Consider the following 19,248-nt stretch of genomic DNA (forward strand, 5'->3'; position numbering starts at 1 on the left):
CGCCCCGCACTGACGGGGCGTTTTCTTTTCTGAAGTCTCGAAATCAATCCGTGGAAACCCATATAAACCCGCCATACGGCGGATATTGCCTGGAGAAAAGTAATGTCAGTTACCGCCAAGGACCGTGACATCCTCGCTCGCACACTGTGGGGGGAGGCGCGCGGCGAAAGCCTGTCCGGTCAAATCGCCGTTGCGTGGACCATTCGCAACCGCGTAAACGACGGCAAGGATAATTCGTGGTGGGGCGAAGGCTATGCCGGGGTCTGCCAGAAGCCGTACCAATTCAGTTGCTGGAACCGGAACGATCCGAACTACGCCTACCTGACCGGTGCCAGGTCGATACCGTTCCGTGAGTTCGCCCAAGCGCAGATCGCTGCCGATCAGGTGATGTCTGGCAAGGTGCCGGACCCTACCGGCGGCGCCACGCACTACTACGCGACGACCATGCCGGAGCCGCCGAACTGGGTGAAGGGCGCCAAGGAAACGCTGAAGCTAGGTCGCCACGTGTTCTTCAAGGACGTGCCATGACTCCCGGCGCACTGAAGGCGACACTGGCCGTTGTGTTGGTGTTGTTACTGATCACCGCCGGCGGTGTCTGGAAGGTGCAGGACTGGCGCTACGGCAAGCAGCTCGCAGAACAGGACCTGCTGCATCAGGACGATCTGACCGTGATCGGCAATACAGCTGCCGCCCGAGTCCGCGCCGATCAGGATAAGCGGCTCGCTCTTGAGCAGCGACTTTCAGTCAGCGACCAAACCCACCACAAGGAACTGAGCGATGCTCAAGCCAACCAGGCTCGCCTGCGCGATCGCCTTGCCACTTCTGATCTGCGGCTGTCAGTCCTTCTCGACGCTACGGATTCAGCCAATGCCTGTTCAGTGCCAGCCGGTACCGCAGCCGGCGGCGTGGTTCATGGAGGAGCGCGAGCCCGACTTGACCCGGCGCATGCTCAACGAATTGTCGCCATCACCGATGCCGGCGATCAAGGACTGATCGCGCTCAGGGCGTGCCAGGCTTACGTCAGAGAAGTTAATCGCTGACGGGCTTGCCCACTTGTAACTTGCGAATGGTCCTTTCCTTCTGGGACAAGACGAGCGTTAGGCTTTGGATCTCGCCCAGTTGCACTGTGGTTTCGGCTTCGCGGTTTGCCAGCCAGGTGCGAGCTCTCTTCAAGTCCTCTGACAGCTGGTCGTTCATTTGGACGAGACCTGAGATGTTTTCCTTCGCTGCGCGCAGCTCCCGCTTCAGGGCCTGTATGTCTTCCTCGAGCATGCTCGCGTAATGCTTGATGGTTTCGAGCCTGTTTGGCGAGCCCAGCCAGTCGCTAGTGTCTTCGATTTCGTACTGGTCCACGTTCGCGCCTCATTTGTACTGTTTTTATATACAGTAATCGAGATGCGTAGGATGGGCGAGGGTAGGGCGACGAATAGCGGTAGGGAGAAATGCAGATGGGGCAAAAATGGGGCAAACCGTACGCCAACCAATGCCTTTTAATGCAAAGTGAACGTTGAGAGTGAGTTGTCAAATATGCCCTACACCTCTTGCTATCCGGGGGTGTAGGGCTTTTTTGCGTTAGTACTCCAGCACAATTGGCGTATGGCCGATTTCATGCGACGCTGCAAAGGATAGGCGATGGTTGCTCGCTACAGTGTCACTTATCAGCGCGGCAGTTCAGGTACAAGCGGCAATTGGGTGAATTTGGGCCGCTTTTATAGAGTTTATTTGGGGGGAGGTTTTTTAATTTTGAATAAAGAATGGAGAGATATCGAAAAGCTCGCTCGTGCAATAGAGCAATCTGTTTCGCCAGGTGCTAGCGTACAGCATAATGTAAACTTGCCTCATGTGGACTCTATATCTGGCGCTACATCGCAATGTGATATTGTTATTACGGAGGGTGGTGGTGCGCGCACGTTTACAACAATTGTTGAAGTTCAAAGTAGAAATGTAAAAGTTAAAGTTGGTGAATTCCTCGGATGGCTGGGAAAGAGGAAGCTTGTTGGGGCGGATAAGCTCGTTTGTGTTTCTAGAAAAGGATTTTCTTCGACCATTAAAGAGCTAGCGGCAAAGGAGGGTAAAGTTGTTGTGCTGGTGATGTTGCATGAACTTGATCCGTCGTCGCTGCCAATGAATTTCATCAGTTTTCACCTTCAGTATAGGCACTTCATTTTGCGCGATGTATTGAATATCCGCGCCGGGATTAGTCGGGTGGACCTTGATAGTCTGGGCATCCGCGAAAGGTTCTACGAGCAAAGGCAGCGGCAGAGCAGGGCTGATGCGAAAGAATGGTCCCTTGATGGGATATCAGTTATAACATTAGAAGCGCTAATCAGAGAGTCTGTCGATTACAAAGAAGATTTTAGTGGGGTTTCCAGATTAAAAATTGAGTTTGATTCGGAGGTTCCTCTTTATACTTTCTTCGAAGGCGCATTTATAAGGGCGGCTATCGATGTGGAGTTTGATTATCTCAATCGTTTCTATTCCGTTCCAATGTCTACTTTAGCGTACGAACAATTAGAGCACGGCGTATTGGGTTGGGTTATGGTTGGCGATCTAAAAACAGACTATGGAGATTTGGCAGTTAAAATTCCAATTTATCAAGACAAAGATGGCATCTACAGTATGAAAGATGAGGATGTCATCGTTAGTGGAATGGAAGGCGTAAGGATGCACGTTTCCCAGGCTAGCTCTGAGGTGTCCTGGTGCAGTTAAAACTGGTTGCGTTTGCAAGATACGCGAATGTCCTGGCGACAACGTATGCAAATCACAACTGGTTATGTGCGGGCGCTGAAGAGATGGGTGGTACGAAAGAGGTACGCGCGGAACGTACGTAGTCTGTAAGCCTTTGTTTGTAAGGCTTTCAGGATTAGATGGTCCAATCCATCATCGGACAGTCCCTTGGGCTTGTCCGCTGTGGGGGGTTGGCATAATGATGTTTTATTTAAGCCAAGTAGAGAAATTAAAGATAGGCAGTTTCGAAGACAGTGCAGATATTGCGATCGCCTGGCCGACGCTAGTAGGAGTAATGCACCAAAGCTCATTAGTGCGATACAACTCTACCATTTCGAGAAAGGTAGGTGCTTCCTCTCCGAGCTGTATCTTTAGACTTTCCGTATTGGGATGCTCGAATTGGTGGTATGCCTTTCTGAGCACTTCATAGGGATCAGTTATGGTGACGTTTATGTATGAGCAAGCTCCAGCATATTGTACGTGTTGCTTTTGCGAATACGATAGGCCTCCGCAGCGTTCTAACAGCGGTTTTAGCTGTTGTGCGGGACCCTCGAGAACGGTGAGGTGGGGAATGTTAGAAAATACAACTGACTGGATAAAGAAAGTTAGTGATAGCATAGATATATGCTGGGCCGTAAGCTTGGGGACTACCTGTACTGCTTCAGATAAAACTATATCCTTAAAAGGGCTGGCCTGGGCCGAGACCCTCTCAGTAACGAGCGTGCACAGTACTTCAGTGTTTGCAGCTTCTCCACGGCGGGCAGCAGCAAGAACGGCATCGTTCAAACAAGCCTGTACGTCAGGATCTCGAAATTTGTTAGGATCGATCTGGGCCGAGGCGTCGATGATCCGTTGTTCAAGCTCCGCCGCGAATTGCCGCACTCGCTCTTCGGCGGCAGCTTTTGCCTCTGCTCGAAGTGCTGGAAAATTATTCTCAACTAGCAGCTGACATAGTTCCCGCACTTCGGTGAAGGACATGCCCATATGGACGTCGCGTGCAGCTTGCACTGCAATCGCGCCGCTACCAACATTCTGATCCTGCTTTGGGCCAAGCATAAGTTTCCTCACTTATTGATATTAGCGTCTCGGCCAGCTTGTATGGCAGTCGAGTTTGGACCTACATGTTGTGATTGACTCACATCTGTTTTCTTTTCCAAAACGAACGATCCTAGCAAGGTGCCCAGCGTCACAATGGCCGCAGTCACAGAGTCGAAACCAGGCTTCATGATCGCCCAAGCGAGGCAGGCAATGAATGCGATAAACAAAACCAGTTTGGCAATGAAGCGCATCTGAAAAATCCTATGTGAGGTGTCCATTCGAGATTCTATGGGGGTGCTTTAGAAAGACAAGAGCAAAAAGCTGGGCGCAAGCTTTGGGGCTGAGTTTTTTGAGTAGTACTCAGCAGGTTTAGGGCATATTTAGGGCAAATCAGGGGCCGCATCAGGCCGCAAGAGGCCAAGCTATCAGCCTTCTAGCTCCTGTTTTATAGGCCTATGGCGGCCTACAAATCATGTGGAACGGGTTCGAATCCCTATCTCTCCGCCATTACATAGAAAAAGCCCCGTAGCTGAACAAGCTACGGGGCTTTTTCGTTTCTGTAGATTTTTCAGGGCGTTTTTAGGGACGTCTACACGTACGTATCAGGCGTCGGTATTCACCGGTGGCCACCTCGTCAGCACCTTGTGTACATCATCCACGACGGCCTTGCTCATGGCGGTCAGGTAATGCGCTGCCCAAGCATGTCTGTCTGTGTCCTTGGCGTAAGCCGCATCGACAGTCAACAGCTTGGCTAGGTACAGAAGGTCAGATGCTTGCGCCAAGGCTTTCCCGACAGGTACGCCGGAATTTACGCGGAATAACGGCTGGTTGGAGCAATAGTGGAACGGTGTGAGGCCAATGGTCGTCAGCTCGGGTTTGTCACTCATTTGTCACCTCCTTCAATGAGGCGGCGGGTGAAGCTGAGCGGTGGAGTGGTAAGCGACTTGGGATTGCGTAGAGGGGAAGGACGGGTATCAAGTGTATTTGCTGAGTGCATGTCTAGCTCCTTGACCTAAAGAGCTGCCACTTTCGTTCCAAGCGAATGGGTGGCAGCTGCGCGCAGGTTGGAAACCGGGAGTCAAGGAGACCGGCACGCCCGAGGGCGTCCCACGCACAGCCGCCATAGCACAAGTTTTACGGGCGTAAAAAAACGCCGCCGCTTGTGATTGGCGCTGTTGCGTAACTCCGGGTTTCCAAGCCCGATCACTGGAATTCCAGCGACGTCTTGAGAGTATCCCGCTGAAACTGACGTCATCAAGGCGCTAACTTACTGAAACACGCAGCAGAAGCACGTTCGTACGCAACTCCCGGATTTTGCCTACAACTGCGCCGAGAGTCACCCCGATATTCTTATGGCCTTACAAAAAACAGCTGAATCCTGAATGTGAAAACGCCGCTTCCCTGTGTCTAGAAAGGCGGCGTTTTTTTACTTTTTTTGAGGGTTGAGCTCGAGCATCGGCACAGCCCTGCACGGGCGCGGCGCTCGGGCTTTCCTTGAACAAGCAGGAATTATCCCGTGAACGTGAATCTTACGGCTGCGAGTGACCCAGTTTCCTCTTGATCAGCTCATAGACGTCTTTGTGGGTGGAGTTATGCAGGGTTTTGTCCTTGCAGGCCGATGCCAGGAACGTTTTGACCTCTTCCTTTGCATGAGGGTAAAGACCTGCGACGTAGTCGGCTTCATGGGGCTGGGTGCAGTTGAAGTGTGTGTCGTCTTTTGCTTTATCTCTAGCCATTGCAGAGGCTCCTTTTGAGTTCGCATGATTGTCGATGGTCAGGGCCTTTTTGCCCCGCACGGCGCAGAGCTTAGGGGCTAAGCGTGATGCCGCCAGGGGCTTGGACAAATCAGGAAGGGGCTGTCAGACGATGCCGGAGTCTGCCGCAGGATTAAACAAAAAATCCCTGCAAGCTTAAATCTGCAGGGATTCTGGCTGACCATCTCATCAAGCCCCATAGCTGATTAAGCTACGGGGCTTTTTCGTTTCCGGCGTTTTGTTTTGGGGGATTTTTGGGGGAAGAACGCGGCCATCGCGTCGAGGAACACAGCAATGCAACACGACATCCCGTGAACCAAGCTCATTGTCTATCCTGCAATACAGAGCAACTGATCGAATGACAGGTGATGTCATGAACAGATGGCGGCGTCTTTGGTTGTCTGTGAAGCTGATAGCAGCCGCTGCGGCCTGTGTGGCTGTGGCTGTTCAGGCTTTTCAATACATGCTGGAAAGCCAGGACGCCGTGCAAATTCATCCTTTGAGCATTTTGGTTGTCGGGCTGATCTTTGGATTTATCAGCTATGGATTGCTTTCGCTGATTGAAAGAGGTGTACAGCGGCTTTTAGCCCGTTCTGACACTGTCGCCCCAGAGCCTCGGGCAGAGCTTGAGAGCGATGTGGAGCTGGGCGCTGATCAACCGCTGACCCTGCAAGCTGATGCCTCGACTCATCAGAAAAATCTGTGAACGGACCTCAAAACGAAGGCGGCGTAATCACCCAAGTCACCACCGCATCCACATCCTCGGGATTCCCGTAACGATGCGGCTCCTGACTGGAAAAACTGAAACTGTCCCCCCTCACTCTGCTGCAATCGGCTGGACGTTACATAGAAAAGCCCCGTAGATGAAAATCTGCGGGGCTTTTTGGTTCTCGGGGGAGTGAGGGGTTAACGCTTAGTTGCGAATACGATGTTCCGTAAACGCGTAGTCCTCTTGGCAGTCGGCGGTAGGATCTGTGACGGTGTTTACGTAGTGAATGGTGTTCCCATCCAGTATTTTGTACTCATAGATTTCCGGAGTCCGGACACCGTCCGTTTTCATTTCATTCTTGCCATTCGCCGCAGACCAGGAACCTCGCTCGGTTTGAATGGGTTGGGTCCGTTGCGCGTCTCGGAAGAAGGTGATCGAGAAGCGACCATTGGGCTCGAAATTCGTATTCCAGGACAGGAACTGGCATTTGCCGTGTTCTTCGCGCATTCCTTGCCATGAGCCTACGAGGGATGGGGCCGTGGAGGGACTGTTCGACGTACATGCACTGAGTGCTGTGGTCAGAATGATGAGAGTAAACGTGATGCCCCGGTGCATGTACAACTCCATTTGATGATTCAGAAAACTGCATTCTACTGAGCGGATTTCCAGGGAACTCCGGACGCGAAGACAGCTGTTTGGTCGTGCTTGGATTCTACGGAAGGAACACCGTCAGCGGCGTTGCTGCGTCGGATTCGGTCGCCTCCCGGCGTAAGAAAGATATACCGTTTCACGAGAAAAGTTACTTGCCCGAGTCAGTCTGTTTACTCAACCCCGAATCCATTTGCCGGCCTGAACATTCAAGGTTTTCCTTCGTAATATCCCCTGACACTGAAACTCCCCACCGCAAAACATCCTCATCTACTCTGGTTTCGCAGGGCACGGACCTGCGGTTATCAACCATCGCAAGGAGCGAAAAATGTATTTTGAGATTTACAGGCAAACCCGCGGCACCCTCCAGACTGGCAAAGGTCAATGGCGGTGGCGCTTGAGGGCGGGGAACCATGAAACGATTGCCAGCGGCGAGGCGTACATCAACAAGGCGGATTGCGCGCATGCCATCAGCCTGATCAAGGGGACTCACGATCACATCCCGGTGAAGGAAATCTGAACCCCAAGTGGTGAAGCTGCTCAGTGAGGGCAGCTTCTTTGCAGGCAACCTTGCGCTCGGATCAAACGCAGACTGCTTGAGTCGCATAGACGCCGCTTGCGACAGCTACCTAAACTGTCGGCAGATTTGGGGACTGGGGGCATTGGATGAATCGCAACGAACTTCGCAAGGCGGATATCAACCTGATGGTGGTGTTCGAAACCTTGATGCTTGAACGCAACGTCACCCGGGTGGCGGAGAAGTTGTTTCTCGGGCAGCCAACCATCAGTTCGGCGCTCAACCGCTTGCGCACGATGTTCAACGATCCGCTGTTCATTCGCGTCGGTCATCGCATGGAGCCGACCGCCAGGGCCGAGGAGCTGATTCAGTACCTGTCGCCAGCGCTGGATTCGCTGTCGGTGGCCCTGAGCCTGACCCGTGATTTCGACCCTGCCAGCAGCACCATGACCTTCCGCATCGGGCTGTCGGACGATGTCGAATTTGGCCTTCTGCCACCGTTGTTGCGTGCCCTGCGCCAGGAAGCGCCGAAGGTGGTTTTTGTGGTGCAGCATGTGGATTACTGGCGGATTCCCGATTTATTGGCCTCCGGCGATATCACCGTTGGTATCAGCCAGACCCGCGGTCTTCCGGCCAATGCCAAGCGCAAATTGCTGCGGCACATCCAGCCCAGCATCTTGCGCGCCGATGCGTCCGCCACGCCGCTGACCCTCGATGAATATTGTTCGCGTCCTCACGTGCTGGTGTCCCACACCGCCAATGTCAGTGGCTACGCCGATGAGTGGCTGGCGGAGATTGGTCGCACACGCCAGGTGGTTTTATCCGTGCCGCAATACAGCTCGTTGCCAGCCTTGCTGGCCGGAACCGATCTGATCGCCAGCCTGCCGGATTACGCCGCCGAGGCGATGGCGGCGTCCGGCCAGCTGTTCACGGAGCCCTTTCCGTTCAAGACCCCGACTCTGGACCTGTCCATGGTTTGGCTCAGCCACGTCGACACCGACCCTGCCGAACGCTGGCTGCGCTCGCGACTGGAGGCGTTCATGAGTGAGCGCTTCGAGTCGCCGCCGCTCCAGTGAACAGGGCAACTCTGTGATATACATACGACCTTTGCGCCAATCTCAAGGAGCCACGTCATGCCCCACCTGCACATGGAATACACCGCCAACCTGCCCGGGCTGAATGCCGATTTGGCCCTGATCCGGCTGAACAATTCGCTGGTGGCTTCCGGTCAGTTTGCTGCCGAATACGACATCAAGAGTCGCGCGGTAAAGGTCGAGACGTTCAAGGTCGGCACGGCATTGGCTGAGCGGGCGTTCGTGCATGTGAAGCTGGCGTTGTTGAGTGGTCGCTCGCCAGCGATCAAAAAACAGTTGGCCGAAAGCCTGCTGGCTGTGGTGCAGGAACTGTGTGAGTGGCCAACGGGCGTGGAAGTCCAGTTGGCCGTGGAAATCCTCGACATCGATCGAGAGTCCTACAGCAAAGTCGCCATCAACAACTGAGTCTCAGGTCATTTCCTGCTCGGTGCAGGCCTGCACCACCTGCTCACGCAACCAGGCATTGGCGCAGTCTTCATCGGCACTTTGACTCCACTGCATGTCGAGGGTGAACCCCGGCAGACCGTTGGGCGCTTCGCAGTGATTGAAGATGGCCTCGCTGGCCAGCAACTGCTGGATGCGCCGGGGCAGGGTGACGATGAAGTCGGTGCCGGTGATCATTTTCAGCGCCGCGCTGTAGCTGTTGGATCGCGCGACGATCTGCCGTTTTTGCGCTTGCTGCGCCAACCAGCCGTCGACCATGTTGGTGTTGGACGTCCAGGGTGTCGGAAACACATGACGGCGTTCGGTAAAGGCTTGCAGGCTTAAACGCGGCTCCAGCGGTGTGGCGCGTTTATCGAAGACACAGACCAGATCATCTTCCAGCAGCATCCGGGATTTGAAGTCGGTGTGATTGCGATGAAAGTTCGGGCCGAAGCCAATCACCAGGTCGAGGCTGCCGTCGCGCAGTTCCTCGGCCGGGATGTCGGTTTCGAACTTGTGCATGTTGACCAGCACCGGCCAGTCGGCGAAATCGAAACGTTTCAACAGGCGCGGCAGGATCAGTTGCTCGAAGTATTCCGGTGCGCAAATGTTGAAGGTGACCGGTTGCAAGCTGGGGTCGAACGTCGGTGCACCGGCGTGACAGAGGTTGATGCTTTCCAGAATTTTCAGCACGTGGGCGTACATGGTGCTGGCTTTGTAGGTGGGCCGCATACCGGCGCGGGTATTGATGAACAACTCGTCTTCGAAACCGGTGCGCAGCTTTTTCAGGCAATAACTGACGGTCGACTGGCTGACGCAGAGTGTTTCGGACACGCCGGTGACGCTGCTTTGTTCGTACACGGCGATAAACACCATGAGGTCTTGCATGTCGAGTTTTCTAAGCAAGTTACTGTTCAGCATCCATTCGTCTCGCTGTGATCCGTGCGCTGATTGAGCGCAAACTCGTGCGAACGATCCTAACGGAACGATGGTGCCAGGAGAATGGCTTGTAGGAAGTTTCGCCAATAGTTGTGAGGCAGTGCCGGCGACCTTCAGCGCTGAACAGAGGCAGGCAGGGTGCGGCGGCTGGACATCAACAGCGCCAGCATGCCGATGCCGACGAGCACTGCACCGATGATTTCCAGCGGCAGCGGCGGCTGACGCCACCAGAGCCAATGAAACAGTGTGATGCACAGCGTGCTCAGGTAAATGTAGGAAATGACCGACGACGGGGCGATGACGCCGATGGCCCGGTGTAGCAGCCAGAAGGTCGCCAGTGTGGCGAACAGCGCCAGGTAGATCAGCCAAACGAAGTCGTTCACTGTCAGTAAGGACGCCGATCGCCAGCCACCGCTGAAGCCACAGAACGCCAGCAGGAACAGCGCGCCGAACAGCATGTTCCAGAAGGTCATGCCCACCGGGCCGCGACCTTTGAGGCTGCCGGCCTTGAGCCGCTGGCTCAAGGGAGAGTAGAGCGCCATCGCCAGGCAACCGGTCCCATACACCGACACCGCATAGAGCGAAGGCAACTCGCCTGGCCCCGCACCTTTGAGCACCAGCAATACCGCGCCGGCAGCCGCCATCAGCATGGGAACGACGCGTTGCCGCAGGCGGCTGTCGGGCATCAACACGGCTTCGAAAAACAGGGTCAGCAGTGGCACCAGAGTGAACATTGTCCCGGTGTTGACGGCGGAGGTGTAGCGCAGCGCCTCGAACAATGAGCCGAAGTACACCGCCAGCAACAAGCCGAGTACGGCATGGCCGAGCAGACCGTTGCGGGTCATGGCGAGGTCGCCCTTGAACAGCAGCAACGGCAAAAACACCAGGGCGCAAAACAGCAGGCGTAAACCGGTCAGCAAGACCGGGTCGATGGCCTGGCTGACCTGCGCCGCCGCGGAAAACGAAGCGGCAATCAACAGGGCCCAGAGCAGCATGCCGAGGTGAGCGGTGGCGAAACCGGCGTGTTTCATGATGTCCGTTCCGGGTCAGTGAATGTGGCGGGCGTAGTGCCGTGGGTTAAAGCGCAGGGCCATCAGCAGCATCAGCGCCATGACGCCCGTAAGCGACCACCAGGCCCATTCGAAACTGCCGAGTTGATCGCGGATCATCCCGGCGATCAGTGGCGAGAGACCGGCGATCAGGTAGCCGATGCCTTGAACGAAGGCGGTCAATGCGCCCGCACGTTGTGGATTGTCCAGGTGATCCAGCGACACGATCAGGCTCATGGGGAACAATCCGCCGATGCCCAGCCCCAGCAGGCACGGCCACAACAGACTCAGGTGTTGCGGGCTGAGGATCAGCCCGCAGAAACCGGCCATGATCAGCGCCAGCAACACCACCAGCACCAGGCGTCGGTCACGGCTGCGGTTGGCGATCGCCGGCGTCAGCAGGCCCGACAACACCTCCATGGCCGTCAGAAAACCCAGCAACAAACCAGCGTTTTGTTCGCTCCAGCCTTTTTCCACGTAGTACGGCGCCAGCCAGGCCAGCACACAGGTGTAGGACGCCGTGCCCAGACCAAAGAAGATCGCGAGTAACCAGGCGCGGGAATTGGCGAAGAACGAACCGTTTCGCTGCGCTTGAGCGGCCGGTATCGGTATTCCCGAGCGTTGGGCTAGCCAGAACAACAACGCCAGCAGCGCCAGCACCGCCCAGATCGCCAGGCCCATTCGCCAACTGCCGGTACGCGTCATCACCAGCGGCGCGAAGGACGCGGCAATCGCTGCGCCACCCATGATCGACGTGACGTACAAGCCCATGCACACGGAGACGTTGTCACTGAAACGGGACTTGATCAGCACGGGCATCAGCGCCTGGATCAGCGCAATACCGACGCCTGCCAGCACGGCACTGAGGATCAGTTCGGCCGCGGAGTCGAGGAACAGGCGCGACACCGTCGCCAGGCCGATGATCAGCAACGACACCACTACCGTGCGTTGTTCGCCGAGCCATCGGCTGACGCTGAGGCCGAAGAACATCGCCAGTCCCATGGCCATCACCGGCAGCATGGTCAGCAGCGAGGCCAGGCTGTAACTCAACGGGATATCGCCGCGAATGGCCGACAGCAAAGGGCCGACCGCCGCCATGGAGGGGCGCAGGTTCAGGGCGACGAGAATGATGCTGACCATCAGCCAGAGGGCAGGGCGGGAAGTGGCACGGACGTTTTCCATCGATGGACCCTTGAATGACAAGGGCCCGATTAGGCGCGCGAGCCCTGGTGGCCGCAAATCAGAAAGTCCGGGGCGGTATTTAAAAATCAAATACCTCTGCCGCAACACAGAACAAATGCGGGCTTGCTCGCGAAGGCGCAGTATCAGCCACCATTACTATCGACTGGCGCGCCGCCTTCGCGAGCAAGCCCACTCCCACACGGGTTTCAGGGCGGCTCGCAGAATGTTTAGCCATTTCGCAACCAAAGTTCTTCAAATCCCGATTTAACGACTTATCCAGCCATGTGACGCTGCTGCTCACCTGTTTACTGCGGTCTTCTCTATGGACGGTTGTCCGGTCGCACTTCCTTCTGAACTCGCCTTCTGGGCGTTGTGGCATTGCCGCCACGCGCGCCCGCCGGATTCCCGCCTTTCCCGTTGATTGTTCTTACAGGTCCCGCGCTGTGCGCCGGATCAAAATGGCAGCGCGTGCGCGTTTGCCTGACGCGCAAACAAGAGAATTCCTATGAGTTGTGCCACGACATCCTTCGCCACGAAGCAAGAAGCCCTGACCTTTCTTGAACAGAATCCGGATATCGAGATGTTCGAGTTGTTCATCCTCGACAACAACGGCGTGCCAAGGGGCAAGTTGTTGCATCGCGATGAACTGCTGGCGGTGTATGAAAGTGGCCGGCCTTTGCCAAGTACCATTCTGGGCCTGACCATCAACGGGGATGACGTGGAAAACTCCGGGCTGGTGTGGGACGTGGGCGATATCGATTGCCGGGCCTACCCGATCAGCGGCAGTTTGACGCGCATGCCGTGGCGATTGATTCCGACGGCGGCGGTGCAGGTCAGCATGCACCCGAAGGAGGGCATGCCGGCGACCATCGCCGATCCGCGCCACCTGTTGGCGAAGGTGATCGAAGGCTTGCAGGCGGACGGTTATTACCCGGTGATGGCGGCGGAACTGGAGTTCTACCTGCTGGATCAGCAACGCGACAGCAACGGTCGGCCGCAACCGGCGCGAGACGTTGACGGCGGACGCCCGCGCAGCACTCAGGTCTACGGTTTGCGCGAACTGGAGCAGATCGAGCCGTTCCTGGCCGACCTGTACAGCGCCTGCAAACTCCAGGGCATTCCGGCGCGCACGGCGATTTCCGAATACGCGCCGGGGCAAGTGGAAATCACCCTCGAACATCGTACCGACGCCTTGCAGGCGATGGATGAAGCCGTGCGCTACAAACGGCTGGTCAAGGGTGTGGCGCACAAACACGGGATGACGGCGTGCTTCATGGCCAAGCCTTTCGACGACCTGGCCGGCACCGGCATGCATATGCACGTCAGCCTTGCGGACAAGGACGGCAACAACCTGTTCGCCAGCGAAGCCACGGACGGTACGCCGCTGCTCAAACAGGCGGTTGGCGGCATGCTCAGTACCTTGCTCGATTCGTTGCTGCTGTTCTGTCCGAACGCCAACTCGTACCGTCGTTTCCAGACCAACAGCTACGCGCCGCTGGCCGCCACCTGGGGCGTGGACAATCGCACCGTGAGTTTGCGCGTACCAGGCGGGCCGGCGTTCTCGCGGCACATCGAACATCGCATTTGCGGCGCCGACGCTAACCCGTACCTGGCGGCTGCGGCGATCCTGGCCGGCATTCATCGGGGCATTCGCGAACAACTGGACCCGGGGGCGCCGGTCGAAGGCAATGGTTACGCCCAGGCCACGGAACTGTTGCCCACTGACTGGCTGACCACTTTGCGCGCGCTGGAAGGTTCGAGCTGGGCGCGGGATGCGTTTGGCAGTGAGTTTCTGGGTGTTTACCTCGCGGTGAAGCGGGCCGAGTATCGGCAGTTCATGGGCGAAGTCGGTGAACAGGATTGGCGTTGGTACCTGAACCTGGCCTGAACCATTCTCAAATACAACTTAAGTTTCGACCCCGCACTGGAAGCCAACTAATCGTTGGCTTCTTTTTCACGAAAAATTGATGGTTGGCTGCCTAAAGTTAGTGCTGTCGCGGTAAATGGAATTTTCACATTTGCCGGCGGCGCATCTTTTCAGGAACAGCCAATTACCATGTTGAAGATTAAAGCCGTGCGCCCGGAGTGGGTGACGTTGTTTGCCAGTGCCTTTTTGTTGGCCGGCTTCAATTTAGTGCTCTGGCAACACCTGTTTGAAATCACCGCGTCCGACGGCAAAGGCATCGTCATGCGTGTGGCTTTCGGCTTGATGATTCTGGCTGCCTTCAACCTGGTGCTGACGCTGCTGGCGTTCCGGCCCTTAATGAAACCTGTGCTCACGCTGGTCTTTATGATCAGTGCGGGTGTTGCGTACTTCATGAGCCAATACGGTGTGCTGATGGACACCGGCATGTTGCGTAATTTTGCGCAAACCAATGCAACGGAAGTGCGCGACTTACTCTCGGTAAAGTTGCTTGTTTATATTGTTTTGCTCGGCGTGTTGCCCTCGTGGTTGTTGTGGAACATACCAGTTGGTTACCGCCGCTGGCATCGCGAACTGTTAAGTAAGGCTTTGGTCGGTGTTGCGTCGGTAGCGGTAATCGGTGGTGTGGCACTGGTTAACTATCAAGGCCTCGCGTCGTTGTTTCGCAATCACCACGAGTTACGTTTGATGGTAGTGCCCAGCAACTATATCGGTGCCTCCTTTGGCTACCTGCGCGAACAAGTCGCTTCGGCACAGCAACCCTTCGTCAAGATTGGTGAAGACGCCCAGAGAAACCCTGCCTGGCAAGCCCACGACCGCAAATCCCTGACCGTGCTGGTGGTGGGTGAGAGTGCCCGGGCCGAGAACTTTGGTGTGCTGGGCTATGACCGCGACACCACGCCAAAACTGGACAAGGAGGCGGGCCTGATTGCCTTCACTGATGTGCATTCCTGCGGTACGGAAACAGCCGTCTCGGTGCCGTGCATGTTCTCCAACATGGGCCGCAAGGATTACAACGCGAGCAAGGCAAAGAATGAAGAAGGCCTGCTGGATGTGCTCAAGCGGGCGGGGCTGGACGTCGTCTGGCGCGATAACCAGTCAGGCTGCAAAGGCACTTGCGACCGCGTCACCCTCGATGATGTCAGCAACCTGAAGGACCCGACACTCTGCGCCAACAGTGAATGCCGCGATGAAATCCTTCTGCAGGGTTTGCAGCACTTCATCGACACCCTGGATAAAGACACCGTGCTGGTGTTGCACCAGATGGGCAGTCACGGTCCGGAGTACTTCAAGCGTTACCCGAAAGAGTACGAGCGATTTACCCCGGTTTGCGAAAGCAATGCGCTGAACAATTGCAGTCGCGAAAGTATCGTCAATGGTTACGACAACACGCTGGTGTACACCGACCATGTGCTGTCGACGCTGATCGATCTGTTGCGCAGCAACCAGGACAAAGTCGATACCGCGATGCTGTATCTGTCGGACCACGGCGAGTCCCTGGGCGAATACAACCTGTTCCTTCACGGCACGCCTTACATGATGGCGCCCGATCAACAGAAGCATGTCGCCATGCTGGCCTGGTTCTCCGACAGCTATCAGAAGTCTTTCTCGGTAGACACCCATTGCCTGCAACTGAGCCGTGACAAACCGTTGAGCCAGGACAACCTGTTCCATTCGATGCTCGGTTTGCTGGAGGTCAACAGTAAGGTCTACAACCATGACCTGGACATGTTTGCCGGCTGCCGCGGTGCGGTGATTGACGGTGTCCTGGCCAAAGAGTGAGGGCCACGACCTTTTTTTCACGTATCGGCCGTTAACCTGCAGCCCGGCAGATTTTTCCTACAAGAGCCCCTTACATGTCCGCTCAACCCCCTTCCGCCATCGAGCTTGAGTTCGCCCGGCGTCACGATCAGGAACACGCCCGCGTCTGCCTGCAGCCGCACCCGCGTGGCCTTGCCGGGCGCCTGGCGTTCTGGCGTGACGAGCAACTGGTGCGCAGCGCGCTCAAGGTGGCCGGCGAGCCAGGGCTGATTCTCGACGTCACCTGCGGGGCCGGGCGCTACTGGCCGGTGCTGGCCGAACATGCAAATCGAGTGATTCTGGCGTCCGACCCGTCGCAGGATATGCTCGATCACGCGCCGACCCATCACCCGCAACATTTGCTGAAACGGGTCAAGACCTTTCAGAGCTCGGCATTCGCCATCGGTTTGTCGGCGAATGCAGTGGACTGCATTTTTTGCATGCAACTGTTTCAGCACATCGCCAGTCCCGAGCATCGCTCGGCCATGCTGGGGGAATTCCACCGGGTCAGCCGCGATACGGTGATTGTGGCGGTGCGGATCGATACCGGTTTCAAGCGCCGGCGACCGGATACACCAGGCGTTCAAGCCCGGACGCTGGCCAGTAAGGCCGAAGTGGAAGCCGAGTTCAAACAGGCGGGTTTTCGCTTGCTTAGCCATCAAGACTTCCTGCCCGGTTGTGCACCTTTGCGCGTCTACGTGCTGCGTAAGGCCAGATAACCTCCCCCCGTCAGACAATTCTTGCTATCAGGCAGGTGTTTTCGCTAAAGCTCTTGTTCAGTGGAGGCGCGGAAATCGCCGGGGGCGATATATACTGCGCGCCATTCTTCAAGGGAGAGCCGTGTGGCCATCGATATTCACTGGATTCGCGACAACGATAGCCTCGGCCGGTTTTGCGCCGAATGGCAGCAGCTGCCCTACGTTGCCCTCGACACCGAATTCATGCGGGTCGACACCTTTTATCCGATCGCGGGCCTGCTGCAGATCGGCGATGGCGTACGCGCTTACCTGATTGACCCGCTGACCATCGACAACTGGCAGCCCCTGGCCGCGTTGCTGGAGAACCCGGCCGTGGTCAAAGTCGTGCATGCGTGCAGCGAAGACCTCGAAGTGTTGCTGCGCCTGACCGGCAGCCTGCCGGCGCCGTTGTTTGACACCCAACTGGCCGCTGCTTACCTGAACCTCGGTTTCTCCATGGGCTATTCGCGGCTGGTGCAGGAAGTGCTGGGCATCGACTTGCCCAAGGGCGAGACCCGTTCCGACTGGCTGCAACGTCCACTGTCCGACACCCAGATCAGTTACGCCGCCGAAGATGCCTTGCACCTGGCGGAAGTTTTCGTACAGCTTCGTCCGAAACTGTCTGACGACAAATACGCCTGGGTCCTGGAAGACGGCGCCGAGCTGGTGGCCAACCTGCGCCGCGAAGTTGATCCGTACGAGGTCTATCGCGAAGCCAAACTGGCCTGGAAGCTCTCCCGCGCTCAACTCGCCGTCCTGCGTGAACTCTGTGCCTGGCGCGAACATGAAGCCCGCGCCCGTGACCTGCCGCGTAATCGAATCATCCGTGAGCACTCTCTGTGGCCGCTGGCGCGGACGCAACCGGACAACCTCGGCGCGCTGGCGAAGATCGAAGACATGCACCCGCGTACCGTGCGTCAGGACGGCGAATTTCTGCTTGATCTGATCAAGCGCTCTGGCAGTGTGTCGCCTGATCAATGGCCGCCTGCCGTGCCCGAGCCGTTGCCGGTGGATGCTGCAGCGCTGATCAAACAGTTGCGTGCACTCGGTCAGGCCGAAGCCGAGCGCCTGAACATTGCGCCGGAGCTGATGCTGCGCAAGAAAACCCTGGAAGCACTGCTCAAGAGCGGCTTCCCCAACGGTCCCTACCAATTGCCTGATTCGCTGCGTGGCTGGCGCCGCGAATTGATGGGCCAGGCGCTGCTCGACAGCCTGGCCACCGCCGGAGAACAGCCTTGAAACGTATTTGCTCCATTTATCGAAGCCTGAAGAAAAACGAGATGTACCTCTATGTGCTCAAAAGCGATGCACTGGAGCGCGTCCCGGAAAGTCTGATGGCCGCTTTCGGCAAACCGCACCACGCGTTCGACCTGGTGCTGACCCCCGAGCGCAAGCTGTCGCGCGAGGACATCACCGTGGTGCTGGAAAATCTCGAGAAGCAGGGTTACCACCTGCAAATGCCGCCGGCCGAAGACGAATACATCGAACATTTGCCGGAAGAACTGTTGCGACGCAACGATCCGATGTAGTCGGCAGACAGGCTCTGTTCAGAGTCTGCGTGAAACACTGGAATGATTTTGGCGATGACCGCGATGAGGGATCGATACTCTCTCGGCGGCCGTCTGCACTGCTTTTGAAAGGTTTGAACCATGCGCGTTCTGATTGCTGAACACGACCACGCTGTATATGCCCAACTGTTGCGCCAGGCGGCGCCTGATCTGGAAGTGCTGACCAGCGGCGACTCCGCTGAACTGGCCAGCCAGGCCGCCGATTGCCCGATCTGGCTGGGGCAGCCGGACCTTCTGGCGACCCTGTTGCGTCAGGGGCACCAGCCACAATGGTTGCAATCGACCTGGGCCGGCATCACGCCGCTGCTGGCCGACGGCCTGCCACGCCACTATCGCCTGACCCGCGCGGTGGGGATTTTCGGTCAAGTCATGGCCGAATACGTGTTGACCTACATGCTCGGCCACGAGCGCGAAGTCTTGCCGCGCCTGGTCAGTCAGGTCGAGCGTAAATGGGACAGCCGCCAGGGCCAAAGCCTGGCGGGGCGCAAGGTGCTGATCGTCGGCACCGGCGACATCGGTCAGACCGTGGCGCAGTTTCTGCTGCCGTTTGGCGTTGAGTTGTATGGCATCGCCAGCGAAGCTCGCGAGCAGGCACCGTTTGTCGAAGTGGGCGCGTTGGCGGACTTGCCGCGCCTGGTCGGTGAAGTGGATTACGTGATCAATCTGCTGCCGAATACACCGACGACCCACGACTTGTACGACGCGGCGCTGTTCAAGCAGTTCAAGCCGACCGGGTTGTTCATCAATGTCGGGCGCGGCGTGGCGGTGGTCGATGCGGATCTGGTGGAAGCCTTGAAGGAAGGGCATCTGGCAGGCGCGGTGATCGACGTCTGCCGTCAGGAGCCGCTGCCGCAACGTCACCCGTTCTGGACGGCCTGGGGCTTGCTGCTGACCGGGCACAGTTCGGCACCGACTTCGCCTGCGATGATGGTGAAGCTGTTTGTCGAGAATGTGCGGGCGTATCAGGCGGGCGAAGCGTTGCGCGGGGAAGTGGATTTCAATCGCGGGTATTGAACCCAACATTGACTTGAATAGTGTGCAAAACCTGTGGGAGCGGGCTTGCTCGCGAAGGCGGTGTATCAGTCGATACAAATGGAGACTGATACACCGCCTTCGCGAGCAAGCCCGCTTCCACATCG

At 56.9% G+C, this 19,248-nt stretch carries 22 protein-coding genes and 1 pseudogene; 13 read left to right on the plus strand and 10 right to left on the minus strand.

The window, feature by feature from the left end; translation table 11 throughout:
* Positions 1-102: 102 nt before the first annotated feature.
* Together FBY04_RS09240 and FBY04_RS09245 are read left to right on the plus strand one after the other, a co-directional pair.
* Complete coding sequence (locus FBY04_RS09240; RefSeq protein ID WP_145315052.1) at positions 103-528, plus strand: cell wall hydrolase; 426 nt, start codon at positions 103-105, stop codon at positions 526-528.
* On the plus strand, positions 525-1,040 hold the full coding sequence (locus tag FBY04_RS09245) for a lysis system i-spanin subunit Rz (protein WP_145315053.1): 516 nt from the start codon (positions 525-527) through the stop codon (positions 1,038-1,040). The genes FBY04_RS09240 and FBY04_RS09245 overlap by 4 nt, the downstream gene beginning before the upstream one ends.
* Here the strand turns inward: FBY04_RS09245 and FBY04_RS09250 are convergent.
* Entirely contained in the window at positions 1,030-1,353 is a 324-nt protein-coding gene (locus tag FBY04_RS09250) for a hypothetical protein (protein WP_145315054.1), read from the minus strand. The two genes, FBY04_RS09245 and FBY04_RS09250, sit on opposite strands and share 11 nt — an antisense overlap.
* A 279-nt stretch (positions 1,354-1,632) precedes the next feature.
* Here FBY04_RS09250 and FBY04_RS09255 point away from each other — a divergent pair, with 279 nt between their 5' ends.
* Positions 1,633-2,709 (plus strand): hypothetical protein, encoded by a 1,077-nt coding sequence (locus tag FBY04_RS09255; RefSeq protein WP_145315055.1) that lies wholly within the window; start codon positions 1,633-1,635, stop codon positions 2,707-2,709.
* A 225-nt stretch (positions 2,710-2,934) separates the two neighbouring features.
* Here the strand turns inward: FBY04_RS09255 and FBY04_RS09260 are convergent, their stop codons facing one another.
* From FBY04_RS09260 to FBY04_RS09275, 4 genes are all read right to left on the minus strand, one after another.
* On the minus strand, positions 2,935-3,783 hold the full coding sequence (locus tag FBY04_RS09260; protein ID WP_145315056.1) for an LPO_1073/Vpar_1526 family protein: 849 nt from the start codon (positions 3,781-3,783) through the stop codon (positions 2,935-2,937).
* A gap of 8 nt (positions 3,784-3,791) precedes the next feature.
* The gene (locus tag FBY04_RS09265) at positions 3,792-4,016 is read right to left on the minus strand and encodes a hypothetical protein (protein WP_145315057.1); all 225 of its coding nucleotides are present in this window, start codon (positions 4,014-4,016) and stop codon (positions 3,792-3,794) included.
* Positions 4,017-4,367: 351 nt separating this feature from the next.
* Positions 4,368-4,652, minus strand: coding sequence for a DUF3077 domain-containing protein (locus FBY04_RS09270; protein WP_017336977.1), 285 nt, complete (start codon positions 4,650-4,652; stop codon positions 4,368-4,370).
* A gap of 642 nt (positions 4,653-5,294) precedes the next feature.
* Complete coding sequence (locus tag FBY04_RS09275; protein ID WP_017336978.1) at positions 5,295-5,501, minus strand: hypothetical protein; 207 nt, start codon at positions 5,499-5,501, stop codon at positions 5,295-5,297.
* Positions 5,502-5,892: 391 nt separating this feature from the next.
* On the opposite strand from FBY04_RS09275, the gene FBY04_RS09280 reads away from it, so the two are divergent.
* Positions 5,893-6,225, plus strand: a complete 333-nt coding sequence (locus FBY04_RS09280) for a hypothetical protein (protein ID WP_145315058.1) — start codon at positions 5,893-5,895, stop codon at positions 6,223-6,225.
* A 7-nt stretch (positions 6,226-6,232) separates the two neighbouring features.
* Here FBY04_RS09280 and FBY04_RS32645 read toward each other — a convergent pair.
* A pseudogene (locus FBY04_RS32645) lies at positions 6,233-6,334 on the minus strand (cupin domain-containing protein); the annotation flags it as partial.
* A gap of 98 nt (positions 6,335-6,432) precedes the next feature.
* On the minus strand, positions 6,433-6,843 hold the full coding sequence (locus FBY04_RS09290; protein ID WP_145315059.1) for a hypothetical protein: 411 nt from the start codon (positions 6,841-6,843) through the stop codon (positions 6,433-6,435).
* Between the two features lie 361 nt (positions 6,844-7,204).
* Between FBY04_RS09290 and FBY04_RS09295 the strand changes: the two genes are divergently transcribed.
* The 3 genes from FBY04_RS09295 (at position 7,205) to FBY04_RS09305 (ending at position 8,892) form a co-directional block, all read left to right on the plus strand.
* Complete coding sequence (locus FBY04_RS09295; protein ID WP_145315060.1) at positions 7,205-7,396, plus strand: DUF1508 domain-containing protein; 192 nt, start codon at positions 7,205-7,207, stop codon at positions 7,394-7,396.
* Between the two features lie 146 nt (positions 7,397-7,542).
* Complete coding sequence (locus FBY04_RS09300; RefSeq protein ID WP_084322675.1) at positions 7,543-8,469, plus strand: LysR substrate-binding domain-containing protein; 927 nt, start codon at positions 7,543-7,545, stop codon at positions 8,467-8,469.
* Between the two features lie 57 nt (positions 8,470-8,526).
* Positions 8,527-8,892, plus strand: coding sequence for a 5-carboxymethyl-2-hydroxymuconate Delta-isomerase (locus FBY04_RS09305; protein WP_084322676.1), 366 nt, complete (start codon positions 8,527-8,529; stop codon positions 8,890-8,892).
* Positions 8,893-8,895: 3 nt separating this feature from the next.
* On the opposite strand, the gene FBY04_RS09310 is transcribed toward FBY04_RS09305, so the two are convergent.
* The 3 genes from FBY04_RS09310 to FBY04_RS09320 all read right to left on the minus strand — a co-directional run bounded on the left by FBY04_RS09310 (position 8,896) and on the right by FBY04_RS09320 (position 12,080).
* Positions 8,896-9,831 (minus strand): LysR family transcriptional regulator, encoded by a 936-nt coding sequence (locus tag FBY04_RS09310; RefSeq protein ID WP_084322677.1) that lies wholly within the window; start codon positions 9,829-9,831, stop codon positions 8,896-8,898.
* 131 nt (positions 9,832-9,962) lie between these two features.
* Positions 9,963-10,880: a DMT family transporter gene (locus FBY04_RS09315; RefSeq protein ID WP_145315061.1), complete on the minus strand. Its 918-nt coding sequence runs from the start codon at positions 10,878-10,880 to the stop codon at positions 9,963-9,965.
* Between the two features lie 15 nt (positions 10,881-10,895).
* Positions 10,896-12,080: a cyanate transporter gene (locus FBY04_RS09320; RefSeq protein WP_145315062.1), complete on the minus strand. Its 1,185-nt coding sequence runs from the start codon at positions 12,078-12,080 to the stop codon at positions 10,896-10,898.
* A gap of 505 nt (positions 12,081-12,585) precedes the next feature.
* Here FBY04_RS09320 and FBY04_RS09325 point away from each other — a divergent pair.
* The 6 genes from FBY04_RS09325 to FBY04_RS09350 all read left to right on the plus strand — a co-directional run bounded on the left by FBY04_RS09325 (position 12,586) and on the right by FBY04_RS09350 (position 19,123).
* On the plus strand, positions 12,586-13,968 hold the full coding sequence (locus tag FBY04_RS09325; RefSeq protein WP_145315063.1) for a glutamine synthetase family protein: 1,383 nt from the start codon (positions 12,586-12,588) through the stop codon (positions 13,966-13,968).
* 168 nt (positions 13,969-14,136) lie between these two features.
* A complete protein-coding gene (locus FBY04_RS09330) occupies positions 14,137-15,786 on the plus strand; it encodes a phosphoethanolamine transferase (RefSeq protein WP_145315064.1) in 1,650 nt (549 codons plus the stop codon).
* Between the two features lie 74 nt (positions 15,787-15,860).
* Positions 15,861-16,523 (plus strand): class I SAM-dependent methyltransferase, encoded by a 663-nt coding sequence (locus tag FBY04_RS09335; RefSeq protein WP_084323253.1) that lies wholly within the window; start codon positions 15,861-15,863, stop codon positions 16,521-16,523.
* 123 nt (positions 16,524-16,646) lie between these two features.
* Positions 16,647-17,780: a ribonuclease D gene (gene rnd, locus FBY04_RS09340; RefSeq protein WP_084323254.1), complete on the plus strand. Its 1,134-nt coding sequence runs from the start codon at positions 16,647-16,649 to the stop codon at positions 17,778-17,780.
* Positions 17,777-18,070 (plus strand): YcgL domain-containing protein, encoded by a 294-nt coding sequence (locus FBY04_RS09345; RefSeq protein ID WP_007898694.1) that lies wholly within the window; start codon positions 17,777-17,779, stop codon positions 18,068-18,070. Before rnd ends, FBY04_RS09345 begins: the two co-directional genes overlap by 4 nt.
* Before the next feature lie 120 nt (positions 18,071-18,190).
* A complete protein-coding gene (locus FBY04_RS09350; protein ID WP_084323255.1) occupies positions 18,191-19,123 on the plus strand; it encodes a D-2-hydroxyacid dehydrogenase in 933 nt (310 codons plus the stop codon).
* The last annotated feature ends 125 nt before the right edge of the window (positions 19,124-19,248 follow it).

Source organism: Pseudomonas sp. SJZ080, assembly GCF_007828295.1.
In the GTDB taxonomy this organism is placed as follows: Bacteria; Pseudomonadota; Gammaproteobacteria; order Pseudomonadales; family Pseudomonadaceae; genus Aquipseudomonas; species Aquipseudomonas migulae_A.

Bases quoted from the DNA above. Each gene is read 5' to 3' on its own strand.
- FBY04_RS09265 (WP_145315057.1), bottom strand. From the start codon at position 4,016: ATGCGCTTCATTGCCAAACTGGTTTTGTTTATCGCATTCATTGCCTGC.
- FBY04_RS09350 (WP_084323255.1), top strand. From the start codon at position 18,191: ATGCGCGTTCTGATTGCTGAACACGACCACGCTGTATATGCCCAACTG.
- FBY04_RS09325 (WP_145315063.1), top strand. From the start codon at position 12,586: ATGAGTTGTGCCACGACATCCTTCGCCACGAAGCAAGAAGCCCTGACC.
- FBY04_RS09280 (WP_145315058.1), top strand. From the start codon at position 5,893: ATGAACAGATGGCGGCGTCTTTGGTTGTCTGTGAAGCTGATAGCAGCC.
- FBY04_RS09315 (WP_145315061.1), bottom strand. From the start codon at position 10,880: ATGAAACACGCCGGTTTCGCCACCGCTCACCTCGGCATGCTGCTCTGG.
- FBY04_RS09320 (WP_145315062.1), bottom strand. From the start codon at position 12,080: ATGGAAAACGTCCGTGCCACTTCCCGCCCTGCCCTCTGGCTGATGGTC.
- FBY04_RS09310 (WP_084322677.1), bottom strand. From the start codon at position 9,831: ATGCTGAACAGTAACTTGCTTAGAAAACTCGACATGCAAGACCTCATG.
- FBY04_RS09335 (WP_084323253.1), top strand. From the start codon at position 15,861: ATGTCCGCTCAACCCCCTTCCGCCATCGAGCTTGAGTTCGCCCGGCGT.
- FBY04_RS09300 (WP_084322675.1), top strand. From the start codon at position 7,543: ATGAATCGCAACGAACTTCGCAAGGCGGATATCAACCTGATGGTGGTG.
- FBY04_RS09260 (WP_145315056.1), bottom strand. From the start codon at position 3,783: ATGCTTGGCCCAAAGCAGGATCAGAATGTTGGTAGCGGCGCGATTGCA.
- FBY04_RS09295 (WP_145315060.1), top strand. From the start codon at position 7,205: ATGTATTTTGAGATTTACAGGCAAACCCGCGGCACCCTCCAGACTGGC.
- FBY04_RS09240 (WP_145315052.1), top strand. From the start codon at position 103: ATGTCAGTTACCGCCAAGGACCGTGACATCCTCGCTCGCACACTGTGG.
- FBY04_RS09275 (WP_017336978.1), bottom strand. From the start codon at position 5,501: ATGGCTAGAGATAAAGCAAAAGACGACACACACTTCAACTGCACCCAG.
- FBY04_RS09245 (WP_145315053.1), top strand. From the start codon at position 525: ATGACTCCCGGCGCACTGAAGGCGACACTGGCCGTTGTGTTGGTGTTG.
- FBY04_RS09270 (WP_017336977.1), bottom strand. From the start codon at position 4,652: ATGAGTGACAAACCCGAGCTGACGACCATTGGCCTCACACCGTTCCAC.
- FBY04_RS09255 (WP_145315055.1), top strand. From the start codon at position 1,633: ATGGTTGCTCGCTACAGTGTCACTTATCAGCGCGGCAGTTCAGGTACA.
- FBY04_RS09290 (WP_145315059.1), bottom strand. From the start codon at position 6,843: ATGCACCGGGGCATCACGTTTACTCTCATCATTCTGACCACAGCACTC.
- FBY04_RS09305 (WP_084322676.1), top strand. From the start codon at position 8,527: ATGCCCCACCTGCACATGGAATACACCGCCAACCTGCCCGGGCTGAAT.
- FBY04_RS09330 (WP_145315064.1), top strand. From the start codon at position 14,137: ATGTTGAAGATTAAAGCCGTGCGCCCGGAGTGGGTGACGTTGTTTGCC.